At 43.4% G+C, this 25,196-nt stretch carries 25 protein-coding genes; 13 read left to right on the top strand and 12 right to left on the bottom strand.

The features are described from left to right. Nucleotides 1-12 precede the first annotated feature (12 nt). The 5 genes from iolD (at nt 13) to DMO16_RS14420 (ending at nt 6,244) form a co-directional block, all read left to right on the top strand. On the top strand, nt 13-1,923 hold the full coding sequence (iolD, locus tag DMO16_RS14440; RefSeq protein WP_129478293.1) for a 3D-(3,5/4)-trihydroxycyclohexane-1,2-dione acylhydrolase (decyclizing): 1,911 nt from the start codon (nt 13-15) through the stop codon (nt 1,921-1,923). A 251-nt stretch (nt 1,924-2,174) separates the two neighbouring features. Next, complete coding sequence (gene fba, locus DMO16_RS14435) at nt 2,175-3,041, top strand: class II fructose-1,6-bisphosphate aldolase (protein ID WP_129478291.1); 867 nt, start codon at nt 2,175-2,177, stop codon at nt 3,039-3,041. A gap of 59 nt (nt 3,042-3,100) precedes the next feature. Beyond that, nucleotides 3,101-4,012, top strand: coding sequence for a myo-inosose-2 dehydratase (gene iolE, locus DMO16_RS14430; RefSeq protein WP_129478289.1), 912 nt, complete (start codon nt 3,101-3,103; stop codon nt 4,010-4,012). Between the two features lie 71 nt (nt 4,013-4,083). Further along, nucleotides 4,084-5,118 (top strand): Gfo/Idh/MocA family protein, encoded by a 1,035-nt coding sequence (locus DMO16_RS14425; protein ID WP_129478287.1) that lies wholly within the window; start codon nt 4,084-4,086, stop codon nt 5,116-5,118. Nucleotides 5,119-5,254: 136 nt separating this feature from the next. After that, nucleotides 5,255-6,244, top strand: coding sequence for an aldo/keto reductase (locus tag DMO16_RS14420; protein ID WP_129478285.1), 990 nt, complete (start codon nt 5,255-5,257; stop codon nt 6,242-6,244). Between the two features lie 50 nt (nt 6,245-6,294). Here the strand turns inward: DMO16_RS14420 and DMO16_RS14415 are convergent, their stop codons facing one another. Beyond that, the gene (locus DMO16_RS14415; protein WP_129478283.1) at nt 6,295-7,476 is read right to left on the bottom strand and encodes a DUF4317 domain-containing protein; all 1,182 of its coding nucleotides are present in this window, start codon (nt 7,474-7,476) and stop codon (nt 6,295-6,297) included. 212 nt (nt 7,477-7,688) lie between these two features. Between DMO16_RS14415 and DMO16_RS14410 the strand changes: the two genes are divergently transcribed. The 4 genes from DMO16_RS14410 (at nt 7,689) to DMO16_RS14395 (ending at nt 10,231) form a co-directional block, all read left to right on the top strand. Beyond that, nucleotides 7,689-8,078: a winged helix-turn-helix transcriptional regulator gene (locus DMO16_RS14410; RefSeq protein ID WP_129478281.1), complete on the top strand. Its 390-nt coding sequence runs from the start codon at nt 7,689-7,691 to the stop codon at nt 8,076-8,078. A gap of 165 nt (nt 8,079-8,243) precedes the next feature. Beyond that, nucleotides 8,244-8,918 (top strand): NAD(P)H-dependent oxidoreductase, encoded by a 675-nt coding sequence (locus tag DMO16_RS14405; protein ID WP_129478279.1) that lies wholly within the window; start codon nt 8,244-8,246, stop codon nt 8,916-8,918. Between the two features lie 240 nt (nt 8,919-9,158). Beyond that, nucleotides 9,159-9,866 carry a hypothetical protein gene (locus DMO16_RS14400; protein WP_129478276.1) on the top strand — a complete coding sequence of 236 codons (708 nt, stop codon included), beginning with the start codon at nt 9,159-9,161 and terminating at the stop codon, nt 9,864-9,866. Nucleotides 9,867-10,081: 215 nt separating this feature from the next. Beyond that, the gene (locus tag DMO16_RS14395; protein WP_082635927.1) at nt 10,082-10,231 is read left to right on the top strand and encodes an aspartyl-phosphate phosphatase Spo0E family protein; all 150 of its coding nucleotides are present in this window, start codon (nt 10,082-10,084) and stop codon (nt 10,229-10,231) included. Between the two features lie 56 nt (nt 10,232-10,287). On the opposite strand, the gene DMO16_RS14390 is transcribed toward DMO16_RS14395, so the two are convergent. After that, nucleotides 10,288-10,590 (bottom strand): hypothetical protein, encoded by a 303-nt coding sequence (locus tag DMO16_RS14390; protein WP_129478274.1) that lies wholly within the window; start codon nt 10,588-10,590, stop codon nt 10,288-10,290. A 335-nt stretch (nt 10,591-10,925) separates the two neighbouring features. On the opposite strand from DMO16_RS14390, the gene DMO16_RS14385 reads away from it, so the two are divergent. Next, a complete protein-coding gene (locus DMO16_RS14385; protein ID WP_240482462.1) occupies nt 10,926-11,096 on the top strand; it encodes an anti-repressor SinI family protein in 171 nt (56 codons plus the stop codon). A gap of 87 nt (nt 11,097-11,183) precedes the next feature. Here the strand turns inward: DMO16_RS14385 and DMO16_RS14380 are convergent, their stop codons facing one another. From DMO16_RS14380 to DMO16_RS14370, 3 genes are all read right to left on the bottom strand, one after another. Then, nucleotides 11,184-11,528 (bottom strand): ArsR/SmtB family transcription factor, encoded by a 345-nt coding sequence (locus DMO16_RS14380; RefSeq protein ID WP_061975542.1) that lies wholly within the window; start codon nt 11,526-11,528, stop codon nt 11,184-11,186. Nucleotide 11,529: 1 nt separating this feature from the next. Then, on the bottom strand, nt 11,530-11,961 hold the full coding sequence (locus tag DMO16_RS14375) for an SRPBCC domain-containing protein (protein ID WP_129478272.1): 432 nt from the start codon (nt 11,959-11,961) through the stop codon (nt 11,530-11,532). 111 nt (nt 11,962-12,072) lie between these two features. Then, nucleotides 12,073-13,014 (bottom strand): EamA family transporter, encoded by a 942-nt coding sequence (locus tag DMO16_RS14370; protein ID WP_129478270.1) that lies wholly within the window; start codon nt 13,012-13,014, stop codon nt 12,073-12,075. Nucleotides 13,015-13,122: 108 nt separating this feature from the next. On the opposite strand from DMO16_RS14370, the gene DMO16_RS14365 reads away from it, so the two are divergent. Together DMO16_RS14365 and DMO16_RS14355 are read left to right on the top strand one after the other, a co-directional pair. Beyond that, the gene (locus DMO16_RS14365; RefSeq protein WP_129478268.1) at nt 13,123-14,019 is read left to right on the top strand and encodes an AraC family transcriptional regulator; all 897 of its coding nucleotides are present in this window, start codon (nt 13,123-13,125) and stop codon (nt 14,017-14,019) included. A 335-nt stretch (nt 14,020-14,354) separates the two neighbouring features. Continuing rightward, nucleotides 14,355-15,356, top strand: a complete 1,002-nt coding sequence (locus DMO16_RS14355) for a nuclease-related domain-containing protein (protein ID WP_129478266.1) — start codon at nt 14,355-14,357, stop codon at nt 15,354-15,356. Between the two features lie 215 nt (nt 15,357-15,571). Here DMO16_RS14355 and DMO16_RS14350 read toward each other — a convergent pair whose 3' ends face one another. The 7 genes from DMO16_RS14350 to DMO16_RS14320 all read right to left on the bottom strand — a co-directional run bounded on the left by DMO16_RS14350 (nt 15,572) and on the right by DMO16_RS14320 (nt 24,497). Continuing rightward, entirely contained in the window at nt 15,572-15,772 is a 201-nt protein-coding gene (locus DMO16_RS14350; RefSeq protein WP_061975552.1) for a cold-shock protein, read from the bottom strand. 132 nt (nt 15,773-15,904) lie between these two features. Continuing rightward, nucleotides 15,905-17,458: a glycoside hydrolase family 32 protein gene (locus DMO16_RS14345; RefSeq protein WP_129478264.1), complete on the bottom strand. Its 1,554-nt coding sequence runs from the start codon at nt 17,456-17,458 to the stop codon at nt 15,905-15,907. A 70-nt stretch (nt 17,459-17,528) separates the two neighbouring features. Then, the gene (locus DMO16_RS14340; RefSeq protein WP_129478262.1) at nt 17,529-18,986 is read right to left on the bottom strand and encodes a glycoside hydrolase family 68 protein; all 1,458 of its coding nucleotides are present in this window, start codon (nt 18,984-18,986) and stop codon (nt 17,529-17,531) included. A gap of 193 nt (nt 18,987-19,179) precedes the next feature. Then, on the bottom strand, nt 19,180-20,457 hold the full coding sequence (locus DMO16_RS14335) for an ABC transporter substrate-binding protein (RefSeq protein ID WP_241840574.1): 1,278 nt from the start codon (nt 20,455-20,457) through the stop codon (nt 19,180-19,182). A gap of 4 nt (nt 20,458-20,461) precedes the next feature. Further along, a complete protein-coding gene (locus tag DMO16_RS14330) occupies nt 20,462-21,607 on the bottom strand; it encodes a response regulator (RefSeq protein ID WP_129478258.1) in 1,146 nt (381 codons plus the stop codon). Next, nucleotides 21,588-23,384, bottom strand: a complete 1,797-nt coding sequence (locus DMO16_RS14325) for a sensor histidine kinase (protein ID WP_129478256.1) — start codon at nt 23,382-23,384, stop codon at nt 21,588-21,590. The genes DMO16_RS14330 and DMO16_RS14325 overlap by 20 nt, the downstream gene beginning before the upstream one ends. Before the next feature lie 213 nt (nt 23,385-23,597). Beyond that, nucleotides 23,598-24,497: a DMT family transporter gene (locus tag DMO16_RS14320; protein ID WP_061975561.1), complete on the bottom strand. Its 900-nt coding sequence runs from the start codon at nt 24,495-24,497 to the stop codon at nt 23,598-23,600. 219 nt (nt 24,498-24,716) lie between these two features. Between DMO16_RS14320 and DMO16_RS14315 the strand changes: the two genes are divergently transcribed. Then, entirely contained in the window at nt 24,717-24,962 is a 246-nt protein-coding gene (locus tag DMO16_RS14315) for a phage holin family protein (RefSeq protein WP_061975564.1), read from the top strand. The last annotated feature ends 234 nt before the right edge of the window (nt 24,963-25,196 follow it).

Genomic DNA, 25,196 nt, shown 5'->3' with positions numbered 1-25,196 from the left:
GGTTTGATGGACATGGGGAAAGTGAGATTAACAACCGCTCAAGCGTTAATTAAATTTTTAAACCAGCAATATATCCATATTGATGGAAAGGAATTTCCTTTCGTGGAAGGTGTATTTGCGATTTTTGGACATGGAAACGTGCTCGGGATCGGCCAGGCCCTTGAACAGGATCCTGGACACCTGAAAGTCATTCAGGGAAAAAATGAACAGGGAATGGCTCTTGCCGCCATGGCCTACAGCAAACAAATGCTTCGCCAAAAAATCTATGCGGTGACAACCTCGGTTGGCCCAGGTTCCGCAAACCTGGTAACCGCTGCCGCAACAGCGCTTGCCAACAATATTCCTGTGTTGCTTTTGCCGGCCGATACGTTTGCGACCCGTCAGCCGGATCCGGTATTGCAGCAGGTGGAACAGGAATACAGTGCGGCAGTGACCACGAACGATGCCTTAAAGCCGGTTTCAAGATATTGGGACCGTATTACCCGGCCGGAACAGCTAATGTCCAGCCTGCTTCGTGCCTTTGAAGTCATGACCGATCCTGGGAAATCCGGTCCTGCAACGATTTGTATTGCGCAGGATGTGGAAGGCGAAGCGTATGATTATGACGAGAAATTCTTTGAAAAGCGCGTTCACTATGTGGATCGCAAGGCACCGGTGGATCGTGAGCTCCAAGGAGCAGCACGGTTGATCAAAAACAGCAAAAAGCCTGTTATTCTAGTGGGCGGGGGAGCTAAATATTCACAAGCAAAAAATATTCTGGTCGAGCTTTCGGAAAAACACAATATCCCGCTCGTAGAAACGCAAGCAGGTAAGGCAACGGTGGAGTCAGACTTTAGAAATAATCTCGGCGGAATGGGAATTACAGGTACACTCGCGGCCAATAAAGCCGCGCGCGAATCCGATTTGATTATCGGGATCGGTACAAGATATACCGATTTCGCCACATCTTCAAAAACGGCATTCGATTTTGAAAAGAGCAAGTTTTTGAACATCAACGTCAGCCGCCTGCAGGCGTATAAGCTGGATGCTTTCCAGGTTGTAGCCGATGCAAAATTGACCCTTGAGCAATTGGCACCTTTATTGGAAGGCTATGAGACCCAGTTTGGCAGGGAAATCGCCGAGCTGAAAGAGGAATGGCTGACCGAGCGAAAACGGCTGAGCGAAGTCACCTTCACCCGTGAAAACTTCGAGCCGGAAGTGAAAAACAACTTTACTCAGAACGTATTCAACGAATATGCGGATGCTCTGAATACCGAGCTTGCTCAAACAACAGCATTATTGGCTGTAAATGATACGGTCGCACCAGATAGTGTTATCATCACGTCAGCTGGATCACTTCCCGGAGATGTACAGCGGATTTGGAATCCGACTGTAGAAAATACGTATAACGTAGAGTACGGCTACTCCTGCATGGGATATGAAGTATCCGGAGCACTCGGAGCTAAACTGGCCACTCCAAATCAGGAAGTCTATTCCCTTGTGGGTGACGGAAGCTTTCTGTTGATGCACTCTGAATTCATTACCGCCATTCAATACAACCAAAAGGTGAACATTGTCCTGTTTGATAACTCCGGATGGGGTTGCATTAATAACCTGCAAATGGAAAACGGAAGCAACAGTTTCTACACTGAATTCAGAACACATAATAATGAGATTTTAAACATTGATTATGCAAAAGTAGCCGAGGGTTACGGTGCGAAGACATACAGTGTGAACACAGTAGATGGCCTGAAGGCTGCGTTGGAAGATGCAAAGCTTCAAGAAGTATCAACACTCATTGATATCAAAGTATTGCCAAAAACCATGACCGACGGCTACGAAAGCTGGTGGAATGTCGGCGTAGCCGAAGTCTCTCACAAAGACAGCATCCAGAAAGCCTTTGACGCCCGAAAGCAGAAATTGGAGCTTGCTAAGCAGTATTAATAATTAAGTTTCGGATTCTTCATCGAAAAGTTGGTTGTAGTGTAAGATGCGAGACTCCTCGAAAATGAACTTCACATTTTCTTCGTGCGATGTCTCGCTGCCGAAGTGTTCCTTGTCCTGCAGGAAATGCGGGACAGGTGAGACCAGGTAGGCGTTTACGCCGGTCACAGGCTCACCGCACGCCCCGAGGAAAGCGAGCAGCCACTAACTTCAATAGCTTCGAAGAAATCAGATGAAAGGGGTGGAATAAGATGATTACAACAACACGATTGGTTCCTATGAAAGAAATGCTGGAGACAGCGAAAAAAGAACACTACGCAGTGGGACAATTCAACATCAACAGCTTTCAATGGGCGGAAGCGATGCTCGAAGCGGCGGAAGAAGAACAATCTCCTATTATCGTAGCCTCGTCCGACAGACTCGTCGATTATTTGGGTGGATTCAAAACCATAGCCACCATGATTAATAGAATCGTAGAGGAAAAGAACATCTCTGTACCGGTTGCGCTGCATCTGGACCATGGAAAAAGTGTGGAACGGTGTAAGGAAGCTATTGATGCTGGATACACATCTGTGATGATCGATGGTTCGCATTTTTCGATCGAGGAAAACATCGAGATGACGAAGCAGGTTGCCGATTATGCCCGCAAGTATGGCGTTTCCGTGGAAGCGGAAGTCGGTACTGTGGGCGGCAATGAGGATGGACTGATCGGCGGCATCAACTATGCCGATCCGCAGGAATGCTTAAGGCTGGTTCAGGAAACAGGCGTTGATGCGCTGGCAGCGGCACTTGGTTCTGTTCACGGCCCTTACCAGGGAGAGCCAAAACTGGGATTTGACGAAATGCTTGAGATATCAGAGCTGACCAATGTTCCGCTTGTCTTGCATGGCGGTTCAGGCATCCCATTGCATCAAATCCATAAAGCCATTGATTTGGGCCACGCCAAAATCAATGTGAACACAGAATGTCTCCAAGCATGGACAAAGGCCGTTCGTCAGGTGCTTGATAATGATAAAGAACTCTATGATGCCAAGGCCATCCTTACACCGGGGAAAGAAGCCGTGAAAGAAACGGTAAAGACCAAGATCAGGGAATTTAAGTCAGACCAGAAAGTATAAATTACTTACTTTGTTCAATCGAAATAAAAACAGATTCTAAGCAGAAAGAAGGCATTGCTATGGGAAACCAAAGTATCTCATGGGGAATCGCTCCTATTGGCTGGCGGAATGACGACATTCCTGAAATCGGCGCAGAAAACACATTGTCTCATTTGCTTAGCGATATCGTAGTGGCGGGTTTTGAGGGAACCGAAGTGGGCGGTTTTTTCCCGGAAGCTCACGTGTTGAACAAGGAACTTCAGCTTCGTAATCTAAGAATCGCTGGGCAGTGGTTCAGCAGTTATATCGTTCGTGATGGGGTGGAGGAAGTGTCACAGGCTTTCCATAAACATTGTGAATATCTAAAGGAAGTTCATGCAACTGTTGCGATTGTATCCGAGCAAACATACAGCATCCAGGGTACAGGGAAAAATGTTTTTACTGAGAAACCCAGCTTTACAGATAAAGAATGGAATCATTTATGTCAGGGGCTCAATGAACTGGGTAAAATTGCAGAGCAATATGATTTGAAACTGGTGTTTCACCATCATATGGGGACCGGTGTCCAAACCCTAGCTGAAGTGAATAGGTTAATGGAAAACACGGATTCCAATTATGTGCATTTGCTTTATGATACAGGCCATATCTACGTATCTGACAGAGATTATATGTCGCTGTTGAATAAACATATGGATCGTATTAAACATGTTCATTTTAAAGATGTCCGGCAAACGGTTAGAGATCAATGCCATCAAGTTGGAAGGTCATTCTTACAATCCTTTTTAGCAGGAATGTTTACCGTGCCAGGTGATGGTTGCATTGATTTTACAAAAGTATATAACAAGCTGCTTGAATCCGATTATTCGGGATGGATTGTTATTGAAGCAGAGCAGGATCCCTCAATCGCACATCCGTTGGAATATGCGTTAAAAGCCCGTAAGTATATAGATAAAGAGTTGCTTCCTTTAAATATGTTATTAATTGAGCCGTAAAAAAGTCTACATATTAAATTTTTACTATTCTTACAATAGGATTAAACCTACAAAAGGGAGGTAGATTTCACGTGAGCTTAAGATTTGGTGTAGTAGGAACAGGGGCTATTGGCAGAGAGCACATTAATCGAATTACCAATAGACTATCCGGTGGAAAGATTGTTGCGGTAACTGATGTGAATCAAGAATCTGCTAAACAAACGGTAGAAACTTATCAACTGGATGCTGTCATCTATCCTGATGATCAGGCACTGATTGCGGATGAGAATGTGGATGCTGTGCTTGTTACCAGTTGGGGTCCTGCCCATGAAGCAACTGTGGTAGCAGCTGTAGAGGCTGGTAAATATGTGTTTTGCGAAAAACCGCTGGCTACGACTGCTGCAGGCTGTATGCGGATTGTGAAAGCAGAAATGAAACAAGGAAAAAAACTCGTTCAAGTGGGCTTCATGCGCCGGTATGATAGCGGATATATTCAATTGAAACAAGTCATTGAAAATAATGAAATCGGTGAGCCATTAATGATTCACGCAGCACATCGCAATCAGGCAGCAGGTGAAAATTACGTTACAGAAACGGCTGTACAAGATACATTGATTCACGAAATCGATGTGCTTCACTGGTTGGTAAATGATGATTATAAAACGGTTCAAGTAACATTTCCGCGTAAAACCAAAAATGCACATGAAAAGCTGCGGGACCCGCAATTATTTACTATTGAAACAAATAATGGAATCGTCATGAATGTCGAAGTGTTTGTGAATTGTAAATACGGCTATGACATCCAGTGCGAAGTTGTGGGTGAAGACGGAATTGCAAAACTACCGGAGTTTCCAAGTGTGGTCATGCGAAAAAGTGAGCGGCTAAGCACCAACATATTAAATGATTGGAAATACCGCTTTATGGATGCTTACAATGTGGAGATCCAGGACTTTATCGATTCCATCGCCAAGTCTGGTGAGCCTCAGGGACCAACGTCATGGGATGGTTATATTGCGGCGGTAACCTCTGATGCCTGTGTGAAAGCCCAGCAAACAGGAGAAAAAGAACCAATTCGTCTTCAGGAACGCCCAGCTTTTTATAGCGAGGAAATTTTGCAAAACAATTAAAGAACATTCTAATCAGGAACTAAAGTAATGAAAGCTGCCACTTAATTGGGCGGCTTTTTGTGTTTTAAGTGCAGAAAGAAAAGGAAATGAGATAACAGTGCCGAAAAAAAGACGAATCGTTGAATAGGAGGCAATATTGATGAGCTTAATCAAGGGGAAACTTGGAATTGGTACAGCTCCGCTTGGAAATATGTTCAGGGACGTTCCGGAGGACGAAGCGAGACAAACGCTGGAAACGGCATGGGACTTGGGAATCCGTTATTTTGATACCGCCCCGTTATATGGAGCCGGATTAGCAGAATTGCGCGTGGGAGAGTTTTTATCCCAACATAATCGTGATGACTATTTCCTGTCAACGAAGGTGGGCAGGGTGATTGAAGATGAAACAGAGGAAAAAGAGGGCATGTTTCAATATGGCCGTAAAAATAAAGTGACGACCGATTACAGTGAAGATGCCATTAAGAGATCGGTCGAGCAAAGTCTTGAACGATTAAAGACGGATCGCCTGGACTTTGTGTATGTGCATGATGTTTCACCCGACTATCACGGTGATGATTGGGTCACACAGTTTGATATTGCGCGAAAAGGGGCATTTCGTGTACTGTCCCGGCTTCGTGAAGAAGGAGTCATTAAGAAGTGGGGGCTGGGAGTCAACCGGACGGAACCGATCGAACTGGCCATGGAGCTGGAAGAAGCTCATCCGGATATCAGCCTGCAAGCGACTCATTATACGCTTTTAAACCATGATCACGCATTGCTTAAGCTCATGCCACGGGCTCTCGAGAAAGATATGAAAATTGTTGTTGGAGCACCGTTTAACTCAGGCGTATTGGTTGGAGGAAGTCATTTCGATTATGGAGATATTCCTGAAGAAATCGCTTCAAAAGCCAACCGAATCAAACAGATCGCCGAAAAGCATGGGGTAAGCGTAAAAGCGGCTGCCCTGCAATTTTCAATGGCACATCCTGCAGTAGCCGCTGTTATTCCCGGCTCTACCCGACCGGAACATATCAAGGAGGATGTAGCTGCATCCAAGGAAGACATTCCTTCTGACTTTTGGGACGAGTTAAGGGACCAAAATCTTGTTTCTCCACGTGCCCCGCTGCCGATTGATCAAAAGGTATAAGTATCTATCAAAAAAGCTTCTCCCAATGAAGAAGGAGAAGCTTTTTTCTGTTAATCTTCCACTTTTTCAGCAAAAGCCTCTGGAATCATTGTAAAGCCTTCGACGACGGTATCCTCTTCTACTTCGATCATGAGATAACGTTTGCCGCTGAGCTCGACTTGTTTGACGTACCTTAGATCCTGCGGGCTAATTGAAATGTTGGCGACTTTTGTATTAATTTTAATGGATTTTGAATTATACTTCGGAACAACGTTGCTTGCTTTAATTTCATAGTTTTGATCATCAATTATGTTTTTAAAGGCTGATTCTACTTTTTCCGAGCTAACGTCTTCCAGGCCGCTCATTGTGAGAACCCGCTCCACATCCTTCGTGTCCAATTTTGGCTGTTCTTCTTCTTCATTTTCTTCAATCATCCGGTGAATTTCCTCGTACACATTGGAGAGGGTGGAGGTATTCAATTGATCACTGGTTACATGTTTGATGATTTCTTCAAAAACGGCTTTGTCATCCTTTGCCGTCATCGTTTCTTCCCCGTTTAATACGTCCTCTATGAAAGAATAATCTGGTTCATGTACTTTCCCTGACGAATACAGAATATGGTTCACATCTGCTGCATTGTCGGTAAAGCAAGGGAATAGGAATCCACCCATTGGTGCGTTGAGATTGATAACGGGATCCAGCACGAAGTTGTACTTGAACTCTTTTTCTACATAGTCAAAAAGCAGTTCTTTTTTTGGTTCCTGAGTGTTATTGATACTGCAAAGAATAAAGGGATGGGAGTAAACTGTATCGTTTGCACTCTCCTCCGCATCAGCCCCACGGCGTTTGCTTGGTTTGAAGTATTCTCCGCGAATAAACGTAATAACAATATCTTTCTCATATTGCCGGTTTAACAGCATTTTGCCTACGATTTGCAGCATGCGCTCTTTCCAGTCTTCCACCTCACTGCTGAGCAAGCCTTGATGCAAGATGAGCTGACTGCTGTTTTCGGCATTCCGCTGAAATTTTAGTTCAAAGAGCTTCTCATCAAGGTTGCCGCCGAGTAATTTCTTGAAGTTAATTAAAAACAGCTCTTGCTGGTCCGGATCCAGCATTTCAAACGGCTGATTCTGATGATGATAAATTTCACTTGTTTCCTTCATAATATAAACATTAAAAATGTTGGAGATCTTGAGAGAATGATTATCTTTTTTAAATTGTTTCCGAATCTGAGCAATATCTTTTTTGTTCATAAATAAAAAACACTCCTAAGCTGCCCTGATTTTCAATTGGAAGGCAGACAGGGCTGTCCACCTTGCGTTCGAATCAGCATTAATTTTAACATAAATTGCTACAGACGAAGGAAAGTGTGGAGGGGATTTTCTCCCGATGGTGACTGAAGTTTCTTTTGTGATACGATAGGATGAATAACTATTACTACTATAATAAGTGCGGTGATGAAAGAATGGAAGATAACAATAGGGACTACTCGACCAATGCCGGTTGTCCTGTAACCAATACATTGGAAATCATCGGAGGACGATGGAAAGGGGTTATTCTCTATTATTTAACCTCAGGACCGAAACGCTTTAACGAACTGCGCCGGCTGGTTCCCAAGATTACAACGCGGATGCTCACGCTTCAGCTTCGTGAACTGGAGAACCATGGCGTCGTCCATCGGGAATTTTATGAACAGATTCCGCCAAAAGTGGAGTATTCACTGACGGAGTTCGGATTAACCTTAAATCCAATTATCTTTGCTTTACGTGATTGGGGAGAGCGTTATAAGGATGAAGTCAGAAGTGTTTCTAAAAAGAACAAGCACCAGACTGCTGAAGAAAGTACAAATAAATAAACGCAAGCATAAACTCCCTGCCAACCGTGCGGGGATTTTTTGGTGGAGAAGTAGGTATAAAAAAGGGTTCTATAACACAAAAATGTGCGTACTTGTTTGGAGTGTATTTATGAATTAATATTGTCACTTATAGAGGGAATTATTGAATGGAAAGGGTGGATCGATATGATCGCTGTACAGGAAAAAAAGAAAGAAATCATAGAGGCATTTCAATTCCGACATGCCACCAAAGCGTTTGATCCAACGAAGAAAATTTCAGAGGAAGATTTTCAATTTATTTTAGAAACAGGCAGACTATCTCCAAGTTCAGTAGGTTATGAGCCGTGGAAGTTCCTGGTGGTTCAAAATCAAGAGCTCCGTGAGAAAATCAGAGCGGTCAGTTTTGGAGCGCAAGGACAGCTGCCAACTGCAAGTCACTTCGTCATTCTTCTAGCACGAAAAAACGCACGGTATGATTCAGCGTATGTCCAGCAACTGCTTAGAGATGTGAAGGAAATACCAGAAGAGACCCTTGCACAAATGAATGGGGCATATAGAAGTTTTCAGGAAAATGATTTAAATTTGTTTGAAAGTGAGCGGGCGCTATTTGACTGGGCGAGTAAACAAACCTACATTGCCCTTGGAAATATGATGACATCTGCTGCTCAAATTGGCATCGATTCTTGTCCGATAGAAGGGTTTAATCTAGAAAAGGTGACCAAAATTCTTGAGAACGAAGGCTTGCTGGAAGATGGTGCATTTGGTGTATCAGTCATGGCGGCATTTGGCTACCGTGCCCAAGAACCTAATCGTGCTAAGATCAGGCAGAGTGCCGAGTCGGTTACTAAATGGATCTATTAATCCAATATCTTTTGAAAGCCTATCACGAAGATAGGCTTTTTCTTTTACTTAGTTGTATTTGTATCGCCAGGCGATATAATTACTCGTCAAAAAAACATTTTATTTAACGAAATGATATAATTGAATAGGTAGATGTCTTTTTAAAAAAGTGCTTCAGTTTTGCGTATCGCTGGGCGATATATCAGGCGATAAGCAAACTTACATAATAACCGACATTTCAAATAGAAAAGGAGGCCCGATATGCGACGCGATATACAACCGAATGAACGTGCTTTCTCCTCCAAGGAAGTCGCGGAAACTGTGGGGATAGCGACTCCCACTGTGCGAAAGTATGGACAAGTCCTGGAGAGGAACGGATACGAGTTTCTAAAGGACGGCGAACGCCGAATCTTTGTTCAATCTGATATCGAAGCGCTTGTAGCGCTGCGCGATACGCCCAACTCTCTGGACGATACAGCCAAAGCGCTTGTGGAGTTGCAGAAAGAAAGATTAAAAGAATCCAATCAAACTGAACTTGCAATAAGTGATACATATGAAACATTACCCCACGATCCCAATCAACTAAAAGAAGCCTTAATGATTGTTTTCAAGGAACTCGCAGCCACCCGTGAAATGAATGTTCAACTGACCAACGATATGTCCCAGCTCAAAACAACCATTTCCCGACTCCAGCAGGACCACCATATTATCAGTTCCACTATTGGAAATGCAGCACAAAAAACGAACGCTAAAATCCAAAAATTAACCGAACAGCAAACGAATCATTATGAATCATTGCTGCAGCAGGAAAAACAAAAAACTGAACAATTAAAACAAGAGATACAATCAATGAGGGACGAACAAAAAAGAGAATGGAATTCCCAAACCGATTTTAATCAACGGTTGGAAGAAGCGCTGCAACAGCGTAAAGGAAAATGGGGGAAGCTTTTTTCTCTATTCGGAAAGTAAGGGTTCTAGGCATATTACCTATTTCCCGAGAAATATCTACAAATTGTGAGTAAATGTCGGCACATATTGACTCCTTTCGAGGAGAACAGAGAAATTTATGCTTCTCATTACGAGAAGCTTTTTCACTTCTAGGAAATAATAGTTGATATTTGTAATTTTTAACAGTACGATTATATTATCCTTAAATCTTAACGTTTATGGGAGAGTAGAAGAAATTGACTAAAGAAGACTTGAAAAAAGAAATAAAAACCGTACGTCAATCGCTATACTTGATTGCTAAAAAAAGTGAAGTTTATTCAAGCAATGAGTTAGTTGAAAAAAGCCAGGAATTAGATAAATTGATTTTTATGTATCAAACGCTTTAATGATGTCTGCCTCCTCAGGGGTGGCTTATTTTTTTTGAGAAGGCATAATAAGATGCCTAGTTGACAGGGGATAAGTAAAAACATTTATTCACAGGATCTACCAATAACTGATGCGGTTTTTGTTCCAGCTGTTCATCTATAGATTTAGGAATGGCTAATTCACCTTTTTTATACACCTTTGCAGGCTTAGTAAACTCTGTTTCCAAGACTGAATCAGGACTAATAATAATTTCGTTCTCATTTAATCCAATTAACACATGATCTTCTACATCGATATTAAATTCCTCTCGCCACGCGATTGGTAATAATATAACTCGTCGTTTATTAGGAATGTAATATTTTTCTGTCTCAATGATCAATGCAGGTCCCCTCCAAGATGTTCGTGTATATGAAATACTACCTTTTATGTATTCATATAAAACTGTAAAAAGGATACAATTTACATAAATGTTTTATATACCTAAAGAACCAAACTTTGTCTATTTTACAGAATTATATCTTTTTTTTCAATTGACTATTTCGCGTATATGAGTTTTAAGTAGGAAAATGGCCGCTTGTTTGATTTTATTAGATCAATTAGAAAGAGCATAAATAGCTAAAAACACAACATTTATCATATAAAAACATTAAGTTTAGAAGTCGATAAGTAAAGGGTAACATTCCGTATATTTGTAATCGGGTTAGGGGTGGAGTTATGGACAACAAGATTATTGATTTATCAAGAGCCATGATGGAAAGGGATTTATCTGATCTTGAATGGCAGCAGCTTGTAGTGGAAGCTATGGGATCAGAAGTAACCAAAGAACAATTTAGTCAGTTTTTGGATAGGAAAAGAGCTTTAAAAAGAAAACCTTTGGGGAAGTGAACGTGAAGAAATAAGAAAATTGAAAAGCAATGTAAAGAAGACCCAAAAAGGGTCTTTTTTTGTGAAATCAAATCAAGCGACGGTTACTTATAGATTTTTTTTGTTGTCCTTTGCTTCTGCTACTCGCTTAACCCAATGGAGTTTGTTATCCCAATTTGCGGCTAGATTTGCCATCCACTCTGCCGTATCGGATAGTTGACTCGGGCATACGCTATAACGCATTTCCCTACCAATGCGGTCACCGGCTACAAGTCCGGCTTTATTAAGAACGTTTAAGTGTTTGACTACCGCTTGTCGGGAGACGGTTACTATAGACGACAATATTGTGGCGGTGGCCTGGCCCCTTTCCGCAATGAGGTTAAGCAGTTCCCTGCGGGTTGGATCTGCCATGGCATTCAACACAATTTCGAAATGCTCATCTGTGGACAGCATCTTATTGCTCCGCACGCTTTCGCAAAACTTCCAGCTGATATACCCATCCTTCAACATTTCCATCAAAGAATTTACGCTGTTCCTCCTGAGCCACGTTAAGGCTGGAAAAGCCACTTTCAATGACACTTAGCATGGTTCCGCTATCCTTTTCCGTCAACATGAACTCAACTAAGGTTGAATTTCCTTCCCGAGGTTCTTTGCCTGGAAATGAACTTGCCCATCGGCAGGCGAGATAATTTGGCGGATCCACTTGTTCTATGATTACTGGAAACTTCCCGTACTTGGTATCAGCCACCACACGTGATCCATCTACATGCACCTTGTCGGGACCTGGTGCGTCACCAACCCACCATGCAGGTTCGTTAACAATTTCCCAGACGGTTTGAATCGAGGCATTTATGAAAATATTTCGTTCAATTCGGTCGTTTGCCATTTTGAGCCCTCCTAGAGGATAATGTTTCGTGCAACCATAAGGTAGCACATATTTATTTGAGGTGCAACTAATAAGTTGCACTTCAAACAAATAAATAACCCATTAAATCAGTTAACTGACTCTAATGGGCTTTTCGTTCTGATCTACCTTTGTAGAGGAATGTTTACCCACTGCCAACAGGAAAATCATGCCGATAATACAAGCCGTGCCCATCCATTGGAAAAATCCAAAGGGTTCTTTTAGCCAAAAGACCGTTGTGAGAACAGCCGCCAGCGGTTCAATGCTCCCCAGCAGACTGGATTCCTTGGGAGTAAGGCTTTGAAGACTTTCAATGTAAAACCAAAAGGCAATCATCGTTCCGAAGATAATCACGAAAACCAAATTTAAAAAGGTTTCAAAAGTGAAGGAGTCTATCTCCATTTGCCAGGGCGGATGGATGAAACTTAATGCAAAGCCGCCGATAATCATGGCCCAGCCCACGATCACGAGTGAATCATATTGCTTCAGCAAGGGGACAGCATATAACGTATAAAAGGCCAGCGATACTCCGGATAAAATACCCCAGACGATGGCTGGTAGCGGCACGGAAAGTTGCGAGATCGAGCCATTGGTTAATAAGAAAAAGCACCCAACCAACGCCAGCGAAACGGTAACCATATCTTTTCTTGTGAAAATTGTTTGTTTACGAAGAAGTAAAAAAATAATAATCATGACCGGTGCCAAGTATTGCAGCAGAGTGGCGACCGCCGCATTTCCATATTGGATGGAAGCCATGTATGTATATTGAACCGCCAACATACCGAGCAGCCCAAAGACAAGCAAGGAAAGGGCTGTCTTTTTGTTTTTCCAAACGCCCAAAATTTGTGAACGGTCCTTTCCAGCATATTGAATTATTAACAGCAAAAAACCGGATAGAAGTAATCGGGTTGTTACCAGCCAGTTTACATCAATTCCTTGTTGAAACAGTTTTTTTGCCACTGTGCCGCCGATTCCCCAAAATATCGCGCCGGTGATTATGAGGAGTAATCCTGTTTTTCTTGCGGGTGCATTCATGATTGATTCTCCACCTTCAACTATCATAATAGTGCTATAATAACTGGGAATTGAGCTTAATAATACGCAGATTGAACGGGAAAATATAAGGATATTGAGGTGGCATCTATGCAGATGAAAAATTTTAAGATTGACCAAAACTTAAAAGAATTAACTCCACATCGGACAGTTGTGCTGCCCATTGCGTGCTACAAAACCACGATTAACCAAAATATCCATGGCTATATTCCACTTCACTGGCATGATGAAATTCAGTTTGTTTTGATGGTAAAAGGGGAAGCAGTCTTTCAGGTAAATGAAGAAAAGAGGTTGGTTAAAGAAGGTGACGGATTATTTATTAATAGTGGGTGCCTGCACAAGGCGGAGGAAGTAAATCAACCTGGCAGTGTGTATATTTGTCTAAACGTTTCTCCTCATTTTGTGTTATCACAAGAATTGTATACGACTTATGTCTATCCCTATGTACAAGCAACGAATTTACCCTGCATCTACTTGGATCACCATGAAACATGGGCGAAGAATAGTTTAGAGGCCGTCACACAGATCTACCAATTAATTCAACAAAAACCCTCGTTTTATGAAATCACGATTACAACGCAACTGATTTTCCTCTGGCAAAACTTAATACTCAATGGATTTCACCTGGAACATGAACAAACGGAAGTGGTAAAAAGTCAGAGGATGAAAAAAATGCTCAACTGGATTCATGAACATTATGGAGAGAAGGTGAAGCTCGACAATATCGCCAAAGCTGGCCAATTGAGCCGTTCAGAATGCTGCCGTTATTTCAAAAAAATATTAAAGAAATCACCTATGAATTACGTGACAGAGTATCGTATCCAACAAAGCCTGATTCTCCTGCAGCAGCAGGAGTCGAATGTGACTGAAGTGGCCTATCAGGTTGGATTTAACAGTACCAGCTATTTCATTGATACTTTTCGAAAGTCTATGAAAATGACACCGTTAACTTATAAAAGAAAAGCTGCAAAAACTCCAAGCTGCTAAAGATCACCGGCTGTAGAAGGTAACCGGCTCCCAGGCCGATCGGCACTCCGGGAACAGCTTGGTCGATCATTTATCCATTACCTGCGCCAATAATGACACATCCATACATAATCAGATCACTCTGTTTCATCGAAAAACCTCCAAACGTATCTTCGTATTGCTGCCAGTATATAAAATGACGTAACGTCAACTTCAAGTCCTGGGGAATGAAAATTTGAAGTCTATGGAAATCAGGCCTTTATGAGTATTTACTTCGAAATTGACAGAGATAAAATTGTAAGTAACCATTATCTGAATCAGCATCGGTTTAATTCATCCATAAGGAGCTTGTTAAAATGGTAATTACATTGTCCATTTTAGTTTTTGTATTAGCGGTGCTTTGCATTTTTCTTTATAAACGGCAAAAGGATGCAAAGGCTCTTCATCAAAAACAATTGAAAAAGATAAAAAGAGAAAAAATTACGGAAATTGAAGAAATGCAGCTTCAGACGGCAGCTACTCTAGAGATCACGGAGGAAAAGCTGCTGCAGGAGAAAAACAGGGAATTGGCCAAAGCGGCAGAAGAGCAAGTAGCCCTAAGGCAATTGTTCGAAGAAAAACTGCTGCAAAAAAACAACTATATCAATCATTTGCTCCGGTATAAACGGGATAAAGGAGAAATCCTCACACATACGTTTCTCGGCATGGTGAAAGAAGAATTTATGGAGAAGGGCATGCTGGATTACGATGACATGATCATCATGGGAAATGTGTTTATACCGCATGCCACAAATGTAACAATGGAAGGCTTCAACTCCCGTCAAATTGACCATTTAATTTTAATGAGAACAGGCATCTTTATGATCGAGACCAAATGCTGGGCAGGGGATGTTCTGCATGGCATTTCCAAAAGAACGGCCAAAGAGTTTTCCTTTATATTGGATAAATTGTTTGGAGATATAAAAGACACGGATGAACGAACCATTGTCGTAAAAGGGATGAGTGATACTGACTCTGCTTCTGAAAAAGAGAATACCCTAAAGATTACACGATACGGGGATGGAAATCCGGATCAGCAAGTGAAAAAGACGGCAGGGAGCCTCTACCACTTTTTAAACCATGAAAACTTACCTTGCCTGTGGGTACAGGGTATTCTGTATTTCGGCTATCCGCAGGATCAAAACAATCGATTAACCAGTTTTGTAACGAATACAGAGGATAGAAACCCTCCATTTATCAGCTCGCAGGAAGAGTTAAAGGGATATTTGGAACAGCAGGCAAATAAAGAGCCAATTTATAGCAAAAGTGATTTAAAGGATATGAAAGAACTGCTATTGAGGATAAATGAAATTTTGTAATAAAAAAAGCCTAACAAAATGTTACAGGATTATGTATTATTTCAATGCTATTTCCAAATGATATGGTATACTGTTAATATCCTGTGAAGATTACACGATTTATTACTTGTAAAAAGCCCCGCTCCAATTTGGATCGGGGCTTTTTTCATAGTTTTTTTATGGATTTATCCATAAAAAAACAGCCTCTTGATCATCAAGAGACTGTTTAAAGCAATTTATGCTTTTTGAACGTTAGCAGCTTGAGCTCCACGAGCACCTTGCTCAACGTCGAAAGTTACTTTTTGGCCTTCGTCTAAAGATTTGAATCCTTCAGATTGAATAGCAGAGAAGTGTACGAATACATCGTCTCCTTCTTCGCGCTCGATGAATCCGAAACCTTTTTCTGCGTTAAACCATTTAACTGTACCTGTTTCCATGTATGTTGCCTCCTAGTGCGTTGCCACACAAATATATTACTATCCCTGCTCAAAGTATTAATTTTCTACACCGAACAAAAATAATTCTACAATCATCATACCAAAAATCGGAAGGTAATGCAAACATAATTATCAATTACCTTTCAAATGACTGACTTTAAGGTTGTGGAAAGTTGCGTTACCATCATCAGAGAATAACGAAATCCCTTCATCCTCAAATCTCGGATAAACCAGATTCGAATGTACCGCCTTCCCATCATCCACAAACACTTCGATACTTGTTTTATCTACGATTACCTTCAGATGAACCTTTTTCTTGGCTGCATCAAAGGGTGCCTTGCTCTCGGTAAACTTGTTTTCTTTATCGGGATGATCTGTAAATGACCGGTTCACATAAGAATACTGATCTGCCGCATTAATTCCCACATCGATGTGACGCTTCTTATCATCTGATTCACGAAGTCTCAGGCCAATATTCTTGGCCTCTTTCCAGTTGATATCGGTCTCGAGTTGATAGACATCTGCTTTCACATCCAGTGTTTTAGAGCCGTCCACTTCAATCTTTTCATAGGTTTTTGTTTCACCTTTTAAATCTTCCAATGCTTTCACGGGCTGGGAGGCCAAATAGTAGGCACCGCCATCTCGGGATATAAGCTTGATCTCACGGGTGACAGAATCCATGCCGTTAAAGCCTTCTTTTAAGGTTGGGGTGTTATGCGGATACGCCCAGTTGTTCATCCAGGCAAGCGCATAGCGCTTTTCGTATGGATCGCTCGCTGCACCATCTTCAAATGTCACGCCGCCGTACCAATCGAAGCCGTGATCAAGCCATTGCGGTTTTTCCTGATCGGGGGCAAAGGTGTTTCCGTCAAAGCTGCCGGTCCAGTAGGCGTATGTGTTCGGTTCGCCAATAGTGGAGCCGTTGGCACTGACGCCAAGCACCCATTTCATTGTTCCGTCATCAGCACGTATCATATAAAGGTCCGGACACTCAAGCACACCAAGATTCTCGGTGGAAAAGCCGCTCGTATACTTCCAGTCTTTCAGGTTGTCCGATTCATAAACACCGATTTTATTTCCTTCAGCTATCGTCATGATCCATTTGTTGTGCTGCGTGTCCCAGATGATTTTCGGATCGCGGAAATCCTTGGTGCCAGGGTTAGTCATAATAGGCATGTCACTGTAGGATTTGAAGGTTTTTCCGTTGTCCGTGCTGTACCAGAGAAACTGTTCCTGCTTGCTGCCGTCTTTTGAAGGCTGGGTAAGGATAGCGATCCAGGCGTTTTTGCCGAAACCGGCAGTGTTTTTCTTATCGATGACGATCGATCCGGACCACGGATCTCCATTCTCATTCGTGTACTTTGGAATAGCCACGCCTTTATCCTTCCAGTGGACAAGGTCTTCAGATACAGCATGCCGCCATTCGGTTCCGTTGCCTTTCGGATAGTCCTTATTATAAAGATAGTAATAGTGATATTTTCCGTTAACGTAGATTGGGCGCTGCGGATCGTTTTTCCAATGGTCCGGTGCAGTGAAATGGTACGCAGCTCTGTGGGATTGCTCGTTTTCCTTTTTCTTTGGCGGGTTATTGGTTGGCTGTTGTATCAATGAATAAAATTCCAGAAGGCTGAGTACCACGAGAGCGATAACGGCCCACAACAGTTTTTTATTATCTATGGCCTTCATATCCATTCACCTTCCTTTCCATGAAATGAAAAAAGAAAATGCCGAGTCGGGCATTTTCTTTTTTCATTAATTAATCCGTCAGCTGACCCTGGTTCAGGATGCTGTCTTTTACAACCGAAGTATGCGGTCCTTTGATGTTCAGCTTGAAGCTTGGCGCAAACGTGGACTTATGATCTTCAAAGAACCCACGGTTGGTCATGTAGCTTGTGACGACCGCGTTGTCGCTGTTCTTTTGAGGGATAACATAGTGAGCATAATTCCACGTAATATCGTTTGGATCAAGGTCCTGGTGAAGTACGATTCCTGTTTTATTCAACGGCTTGAACGGGCCGTCCAGGGAGTTGGCAACATAGCCAAGCATGTAAATATCTTTATTATCGATACCGTCTATCGTCATCTTGGATCCGCGTGCGCTTGTGAAGAGGTACCATTTGCCGTCTTTTTCAAACACGTTGGCACGTTCGATTTCATCGGTTACGGTGTTGGAAACAATAAGTGGCTTCATCACTTTTTTTACTGTGTAATCATCATTGATTTCAATGATTCCGATGGCGCCGTTTGCTTTTTCGGCTGCATCCTTTTTCGGGCTTTGAAGCAGCTTGTTCTTTTCATCCTGGAAGAAGGCATTGCTGTTGCCGTAATAGGCCTGGTTGTAAAGCTGATTTTCGCCCTGATAGCCGGTTTCAGTGCCGGTATTGGCTTCAAACACAAGGTATTTGTGGCCATTGTCTTCCACATAATGCGGATCTCTTAGCGTATGGTTGTCGTTATAGTCACCACCGCCAAATGCTTTTTCTACCGTTTGGTACATTTTGCTGTCTCCGCCCTCGAAGATGGACTTGTAGTCTTCCACGCCATCGATATCCAAGGTGCTGCTGTCCTTTTCAGACACGTTTACTTGTGCGGTGGTCAGCGTTTGTTTGCCGTAATGCTTCGATTCGGGTGTGAACGGCTCACGATTGGTATAGAACAAGCGGATTTTGCCATCAGATGTAAAGGTGGCAGAACCGGACCATTCTTCGGACTGATACTTTAAGTAGCGATCGTTTGCTTCATACTTGTCGTTGTCATCAAACACTCGGCCGGCATTTTTCCAGGCATCGAGGGAATGGTCACCTGCTTTTTTATAGAACATGTAGATGAATGTGTCATTGGCGTTCTTTGGATCACCGGCAAGCCCGAATACGATGTTGTAGCCCTTGTAATTCGCCACCGTTCCGTCAGCGTTCTGCAGCGGCCACGTATCCCACACATCCATTTTGATCAGGTTGCCGTCTTTGTCATACTTCTTGGCAGAGGGGATGTTCTTGATGGTAGAAGCATCGAATTTCGGAACTTCGAACTTGGCATCTCCATGCTGGGAGATCATGTCCTTCATGTCAGAGCGGGTAATCTGAGACGTTCCGTACGTCTCTTTGTAGTCTTTTGTTGCGGTTTCTGCGAAAGCCTCTGGCCCGCCTGCTCCAAAAAGGATAGCGGCGCTCAACGATACGGCTGAAGCCTTTACGGCCAGCTTTTGAAATCTCATTTTGTTTCCTCCTATAGTGTTTTTGCGGTAAACCTGTCATAACCGTGCGGCAGGTGAACCTTGTTTATTACACATTGAATTATAGGACAGGGGCGTCAGGCTTGGATATGGCACATATTGATACGGATTTCGTCTTATATTGATATAGAAAAACAGGAGCAAAAAAAAAGCCCCTTTTGGAGGCTTAAAGCATTTATTGCGATATCGAACGTGCCCAGGATTTCTGGAATTCATGTAGCAGCTGTTCCCGGGTCAGCTTTTTTCCTACATACATTTTCATGGCGGCGCCAAATTCATCCCGTACGCCGACAGGGAAATGAAACCAGTTGGAAGAGAGGGTTTTTCCTTCCTTATAGTGCTGCATGATCTCGGCAGCCAGTGGACCGGGATTTGCAGGCTTAATCGTTTTAAAGGCAGGAATAAACTTGAACTTTTCCGTCATAAAGGCTTTCCCCTTGGAGGATGAAACCATCCAATTCAAGAACTTTTTGGCTTCTTTTTTCTCTTCGGACGAGGCCTGTTTGTTTACCACCCAATAGTTTGGAACACTCACCACGATTGATCCAGTGGATGGCTCTTCATTAATCGGGACGGGCATCAGTCCGAGCTTCATGCCGGGTGCCAGATCATTGATCATGGGCTGAATCCAGTTTCCCTGCAGGATGATGGCCGCATTTCCATTGGCGAAACTGTTGACTTCCACCGTATAGTCGGTGGTCAAAGGGTTTGCCGTACCATATTTCAAGGTCAGGTCCAGGAAATCCAGCACATCATTAAATGTTGGATTGTGGTCAATGCGTGCGGTTCCATTATTCAAACGCTGGATAAAAGTTGCCGGGTCTTTTTGCATGGCAAACGCGATATTCAACAGGTGGACACCCAGCTTCCAGTCTTCATAATAACCGGTCGCAAACGGGGTAATGCCCGCTTTTTTCAATTTTTGGGCGGCGGCGGTTAATTCACTCAATGTTCCGGGCTCACGGGTAATGCCGGCTTTGCGGAATAACTCTTTATTGTAAATCAGTCCGTAGCCTTCGAGATTCATCGGCATTCCATAGATTTTTCCGTTCAATTTGATGGGGTTCAAAGCATCACCGTAGGCATCTTTTACCCAGGGCTGATCAGATAAATCCACCAGGTACTTTCTCCACAGCTTTGCATTTTCGAATCCAGTGTTGGTAAAAATGTCAGGCGCTTTGCCGCTGGCCATCTCTGCTTTCAGGTCTGATAAGGTATCCGCTGCACCGCCCACCGTATGAATCACGATGTGCACATGGGGATTTTTCTTTTCATAGGTCTTGACCATTTGCTCGAACTGCGTGGAAATTTCCACCTTCGGATTTCGGATCGTCAAGGTGACGTCCGGCTTTGAGGGTGTTGGCTTTTCCATTTCCCTGTTGTCAGGGTTTTCGCAACCCGTGAGCGAAAGGCTGATCATTCCAGTTAACAGGATCAAAGGAAGTTTTCTCATCATTCTACTCCTGTCTTTCGCTGTTCCGATATTCAAACGGCGTGACACCAACAACCTTTTTGAACAGTTTGGAAAAGTACTTTTCGTCCTGGTACCCAAGCATCGAGGAAATGGAGTAGATGCTTTCGTCCGTTTCCCTCAGCCAGTATTTGGCCTGATCTGTTTTTAATCGGGCCAGGTACTTGGACAGGGGCATGCCGGTTTCCTGCTTGAACTTTCTAGAGATATGTTCACGGCTGAAAAAGAAACGGTTTGCAAGCTTTTCCAGCGTAATGTCCTCCATATAATAATGATCCACATAGGAAATGATGTCCTGCATGCGGCGGGCGGCTTCCAAATCATCAAGCCGCTGGATGGATCTGAAGTTCTGTTCCTCCATTTCTTTTTGCAGTTTAGGGAAAAGGAGGGGGAGGTGGTCCAAGGATTCGATGATCCCGCTTACCAGCCGGACGGGTATGTCCAGGTGATGGACGAGCCATTCCTCTGCTGCGAGCCATTCTCCGCGCACTGTGATCACCAATCCGGAGTTGTGCTGATGCTGAAGCTTGAAGGCATACCCGAGCCAGCGTTCCAAAAGGTGATCAGCCATATCATCAAGATGAGCGTCAGGCTGATGCATCTGATAGAAAGAAAGAAGAGTCACCTCATAGGTTTCCGCTTCGGGAAGGTAGGGTGCAACCAATTCCAGTTCGGCCGGTTCACCCAGACAAGCTGCTGTCATCACCTGGTTCAGCCGGAGCCGTTTGGCATCTTCAGTGAAAAGAAGATTCTGTTGTTCTTCTTTCCATGCGTTGGCCGCTTTTTCAAGAGTAGCGTTAAAAGCCTCTTCTTCAATCGGCTTCAGCAAATAATCGAAGCTGTTGTTCTGGATGGCTTTTCGCATAAACGCATAATCGTCATACCCGGTGATCATTACCACTTTTCCGGGATAGGAAATGCTGTTCAACCATTCAATGAGTTCAATCCCGTTCATGCCGGGCATTTTGATGTCGGTGAAAATCAGTTCCGGCTCAGCTGTCTCAATGATCTGCCGGGCATCATCTCCATTGCTTGCTTCCAATATTTGAGTTACTCCATTGTTCTCCCATTGTCCCAGGTGTCGGATTACGTCCCGTACATTAAATTCATCATCAGCGATTAAAACTTTCATGGCCATCCTCCTTTCCATCTGTTGGTTCTGACAGGGGGATCGATAGTTTCACAGAGAAGCCTGTTCCTTGTAATGTATCAATCTCAAGGCTTGTGTTTGGCCCGTAATTTAACAGGAGACGGTCGTATATATTTTTCAGACCGATATGTTCATTTGGAAAATCTCCGTCAACCGTGGAGGCGTAAATGTTCTTCCTTAACTCCTGAAGGGCTTCATCACTCAGGGTGGGGCCTTTGTTTTCCACAAAGAGGTATAAATAATCTTGTTCAAGCGTTCCGTAAATGGACAAATGGGCATGATGCGTTTTTTCATACCCGTGTTTAAAAAAGTTTTCCACGAGCGGCTGAACAATCATGCTGGGAATGGTCAGTTGCATGATCTGATCACTGAGCTCGATTGAATAATTTAACGAGCGGCCAAACCGTTCTTGCTGCAGGATAAGGTAGGCTCTGATATAGGCTATTTCGTCCTTCACCATCACCCACTGGTTTGCCTGAATGGAGTATCTCATCATTTTCGAGAGAGACGTCAGCAGCTGATAGACTCTTGGTGCCTTGGACCGGAGGGCAACGGCTCCGATCGATTGGAGGGCATTAAAGAGAAAATGGGGATTCACCTGGGATTTTAGCGCCCTGAGCTGGTTTTTCCGGTTATCGATTTCAAGCTTATATTCACGGTCGATGTGATGATTGATCCGGTGCATCATTTCCTGAATGTGGGTCTCCAGGTGGCCGATCTCGTCTTTTCTGCTCGTATCGAAGGAGACATTCATCTTTCCGCCTTCAATGGACCGGACTTTGTCGCTAAGCTCCTGGATCGGACGGGTGATCCGGTAGGAGATGAAGCCGATCATTAACAGTCCGAGTAGTCCCACACCAAGGCCGATTAAAATGTTGGTGTAGGCTGTTTTCCTTACGTTGGAAAACAAGACATCACTAGGGGTAATCTTCACAAGCTTCCATCCATCGAGCGGCCCTGACAGGGTTTGGGAAAAGACGATATTTTTCTTTGACTTCGGGGCATTCATCTGTCTTTGTAAAGAAGCAGGAACCTCTTTGCCAATGAGGGACCGATCGCTTCCGTACGTCACATGATTGTTGTCATCCATCAACAGAACAGACGCGCCGTTTTTCTGTTCTACTTTTTCAATGATACCGGAGTACGTGCCAGGGGTGATGTCCATCGTCATGATGCCAAGGAACTGACCTGACAGAATATCTGTGATCTTATGGTGAATCGTCAGCACTGTGGTGTTATCGGATTGAGGAACAATGGCTACATTATTGTAGTTTTTCAGCGCATGTGGCGGTTCAATGATGTACTTTTGCTTAGAGTGAAGCAGGTGCTGAACGGGCTTTTCCTTTAAGACGTCCGGTCTGTGTTTCCTTGTGCTGACAATCGCGTTGTAAACGGTGAACGACTCCTGATCTCTGGCGATGTAAAAACGTAGCTGGCGGATTTCCTTTCGCATCAGGTAAAAGGTCTCCAGGCTTTTTTCCATGGAGGACTGATCCAGGTAAATGGAATCTTTGAATCCATGCTGAAATATCCGGAATAAATCAGGATTGCGGTACAGGATATACGGCAGATCCACCAGGTCACTAAAGTACTGCTGAAGTTCCTCCGCGTTTTTCTGCATTTGTGCCCGGCTGTTTTGCAGTTCGTGCCGCTCCACGTTATTTTTGGTTACACCGTAGAGGATGACGACCGTTAAGAAATAAGGAATAAGAATAAAAAGAACGAGCATCATCAGCAGGCGGCTCCGAATGGTTGTCATGCGTGCCCTCCTTTCATATAAAGGCGGGGTTTGTTTTCTGTATGTAAGTCCAACATATACTTCGTTACTATGAAAAGATTTACGCTGATACATAATTTACCCATTTTATAAATCAATGATTCTCTAAGTAAATTGGTGATCTGTTGAGCAAAAAGGGGTCGGCGGAAAAACTAAACAGGCTGCTTCCTTAAAGGAAACAGCCTTCTAGTAGTATTAAACACTCGAATCGGGCATCGTCTTCGATTTAAGCTTCATATTTACAAACATGATACTAACCACGATAAACAACAACCCTACGACCAAATTCAGGGTAATACTTTCATGCAGCAAAAACGAACTGCAAAGGATGGCGATGAGCGGAATCAGGAAGGTGAAGGACCCGACCTTGCTCGCTTCGCCCGAACCGACCAGCGTAAAGAAGGCCAGCCAGCCAAAAGCAATCACAAAGGTAGAAATGAAGAGTAGATTTACGATAAATGGAGTCTCCCATTTGATCATTGACCAACTTTCAAACCCGGTGCCCGCGCCTAACAGGAAGATTCCCCCGATAAGCAACTGTATGGTAACCATCCAAATAGCATCCACCCGGTCACCGGTCTTCTTCACATAAACGGTACCAAGTCCCCAGCCGATGGCGGAGCCAAGCGCGAGTATAATGCCGATTGCGGAAATGTCTCCTGTAAATCCGCTGGCGCTGATGATCGCCACACCTGCAAATCCGAGAAATAACCCGATAATTTTTAAACCGTACATCGATTCCCCAAGCCAAATCCAGCAGAAGATCCCAAGCAGCACAGGCTCAACGAAAACTATGGCGGAGAATAAACCTGCCGGGGCGTACCCGAGGCCTAATGTCTGAAGTCCGTAAAAAAGGATGATGTTAAAAAAAGCGGAAATGAAATAAAAGTGCCACGTTTCTTTAAAACGAAGCTTCTTCAACCGTGGAAGTGCAAAGAGAAGTAAAATAAGGCCGCCCAAAATCGTTCTGATTCCTGCAAACAATAATGGAGGTGTGTAGTTAAGTGCCATCTTGGATAATGGCCAATTGATCCCCCATAATATCACAAGGAATGTAAGCAGAAAGGCGGTTTGAACTCGTGAAAGTTGTTTCATCGTTGTGCCTCCTCGACGTATACGTAAAACATATTACGCCTATCAAAATAAATAACAAGTTAAATGCTCGATCCTCGATGGCCTTCAACATTTCCCGAGAAATATCTACAGATTTTTCATGGATATCGACAGAATTAGAACAGGACCGTTCTGTTCTGCCGTAAAGTTATCCGACATACATTAGTACAAATAGCAACGCATCAATAAGGAGGGCTAAGAATGGACATTATCAATGATTTTGCTCCGTATGTTGGGTTAGCCGTCATTTTGTATGCCATCCGTCAGACATCCAAGGTATCAAACCGCTATATCCCGATTGTGGCGATTGTGCTTGGTGTGCTGTATTCCTTCTGGGAATCAGGCGTATCGCCACATACGACATTGATCGGATTAAAGTACGCATTGCTTGGCATTGGAACAGTCGCCGGTGTAAAATATTTCATAGAGTCATCGGCTAAAAAATAACATTCACGAAACCGCACATAAGTCGCCGGGGATTTCCCTGCGGCTTTTTTATATGTTGTGGGCAGCGTCGGGCTTCATCTCCTTTGTAAAATTTTTGCCGAAACAAGGAGAAGAGGCGAGGGTTTTCGAATTTAATACTATAGGTACTATCACCTAGACAGAATTTGGGGATGAGGGTTATAAGGCTGAAAGTACGGGAATATCCAAAGTATGGTATGCCCGTGAGTAGCCGAA

Origin of the sequence: Fictibacillus sp. S7 (assembly GCF_004127935.1) — a bacterium.
In the GTDB taxonomy this organism is placed as follows: Bacteria; Bacillota; Bacilli; order Bacillales; family Fictibacillaceae; genus Fictibacillus_C; species Fictibacillus_C enclensis.
The sequence above is the reverse complement of the archived record's forward strand: the minus strand, read 5'-3'. Positions and strand labels throughout refer to the sequence as shown.